This window comes from Actinomadura sp. KC345, assembly GCF_004348515.1.
Classification (GTDB): Bacteria; Actinomycetota; Actinomycetes; order Streptosporangiales; family Streptosporangiaceae; genus Spirillospora.
Window position 1 is genome coordinate 1 of the sequence record NZ_SMKH01000536.1, and the last position, 2,070, is coordinate 2,070.

Sequence of the window (2,070 nt, forward strand, 5' to 3'; positions counted from 1 at the left end):
CACCACCCCAACACGACCACGCGCCCCCGCCCCCAGTTGGCCGGACGGACCTGAACCAACGGCGAGAAACCAACGCCGCCTCCGCCCCTCCCTTCTCACCCTGATCAGGGGCAGGCCGGGCAGCATGGTCATGCGGCGGCCGGACTTCCCCGCCGTCCGGTGGGGAGATGGGCGGGGGTCAGCCGCGGGCGGCGACGATCTCGGCCACGGTCTTCTCCAGCGCGTACGCGGTGTCGGCGGCGCCGCCCTTGACCTGCGCGTCGGCCTCGGCCACCGCCGCGAGGGCACGCGCGACCCCGTCGCCCGACCAGGCGCGCAACTGGCGCTGCACCCGCTCGATCTTCCACGGCGGCATGCCGAGCTCCTTCGCCAGCGCCGCGCCGCGGGCGCCGCGGGGCGCGCCGCCGACCTTCGCCAGCCCCCGGACGCCCTGGGCGAGGGCGCTGACGATCAGTACCGGCGCCACGCCCGTCGCCAGGGCCCAGCGGAGCTGCTCCAGCGCCTCGGCGAGCCGGCCCTCGATCGCCGTGTCCGCCACCGTGAAGCCACTGACCTCGGCGCGGCCCCGGTAGTACCGCGCCACCGCGGCATCGTCGACCTTGCCCCCGGTGTCGGAGACCAGCTGGCTGCAGGCCGCCGCGAGCTCGCGCAGGTCGTTCCCGACCGCGTCGATCAGCCCGCGCGCCCCGTCCGCCGAGATCTTCCCGCCCGCCCGGCGCATCTCGGCCCGGACGAAGTCGACCCGCTCCCCCACCTTGGTGACCTTCGGGCACGAGACCTTGCGCGCCTTCAGCTTGGCCAGCCCGTCCACCAGCGCCTTGCCCTTGGCCCCCCCATGGTGGACGGCGATGAGCACGACATCCTCCGCGGGCGTCCTGGCGTAGGTGAGCACCTCGGCCGTCAGGTCCTTCCCCAGGTCCTGCGCCGCCCTGAGGACGAGCACCTTCCCACCGCCGAACAGCGACGGCGACGTCAGCTCGGCGATCCTTCCGGGTTCCAGCCCGCCCGGCCCGAGGTCGATCACCTCGGCCTCCGGATCATCCGCCCGCACGGACGCGACGACATCGCCGATCGCCCTGTCCACGAGCAGTTCCTCGTCACCAACGATTAGAATGATGGGCTCAACCGACACCCCAGCAGCATGCCACGCCCAACCCCCTGCCCACGCCACCTGCACGCCTGCGCAGTGCCTCCGAACCGCTCGCCGCCCGGGATGGCACCCACTGGCGCGTCCCCCCCCGGTTACCTACCTCGCGTCCCCGGCAAGCGGGGATCTTGGTCGCCAGGCCGGGCAGAACTGTTGCCCCTGTCGTTGATGATCCGGGGGTGTCGTCACCCGGTCTGGCGGCCTCGATGGACCGCTGATATGGCCCCCGCACAGTGGGTTGGTGTATCCGGCCACCGTGGCTGGGTCGCACCCGCCGTAGTGGTAGGTGACACGGCCGTTGGGGTGGTTGATCAATGAGAAGACCTCCGAGTGCGGTGGAGATAGCCGCCTTCATCCGTTTCGAAGGTGTTCGCGGCCTACGCCGATGCACGGCAGGTATTCCATGGCGCCGTCTGCTGGTCGAGCCTGTTCGTGGCGTGTCCGTGACCGGCGGGTGGTCAGCGGCGCGGGACGACGGCTATGCCGGTCCGAGTGCGGGTTACCGCTATGTCTCCTTCCTGGTCGGTGCGGTGGATCCGGGTGTGGAGGCGCCGCAGGAGGCCGAGGGTCGCCGGGGACGGGTGGCCGTAGTCGTTGTCCTCGCCGACCGAGATCAGGGAGACGGAGGCGTGGGCGGCGGCCAGGAAGCCGGGGTCCTGGCTGCGGGAGCCGTGGTGCGGGACCTTGAGGACCTGGACGCGGGGGACGGACTTCCGCAGGGCATGTTGCGCCTCCTCCTCGATGTCGCCTGCCAGGAGGGCGCTGAAGCCGGGTTTGCGGGCGACGAGGACCACGCTCGCGTTGTTGATCGTGGTGCCGTCGTCCTCCGGTGAGAGGGGGGAGCCGGTGGGCGGGGCGAGGACCGAGAGCGTCAGGTCGCCGACGCGCCACTGCTGGCCTTCCTGGCCGAGACGGGCGGGAAG

At 72.0% G+C, this 2,070-nt stretch carries 1 protein-coding gene and 1 pseudogene; both read right to left on the reverse strand.

What is annotated here, in order from left to right:
* Positions 1–178 precede the first annotated feature (178 nt).
* A complete protein-coding gene (gene holA, locus E1281_RS39315) occupies positions 179–1,132 on the reverse strand; it encodes a DNA polymerase III subunit delta (RefSeq protein ID WP_131884759.1) in 954 nt (317 codons plus the stop codon).
* A 473-nt stretch (positions 1,133–1,605) separates the two neighbouring features.
* A pseudogene (locus E1281_RS41000) lies at positions 1,606–2,070 on the reverse strand (competence protein ComEC); the annotation flags it as partial.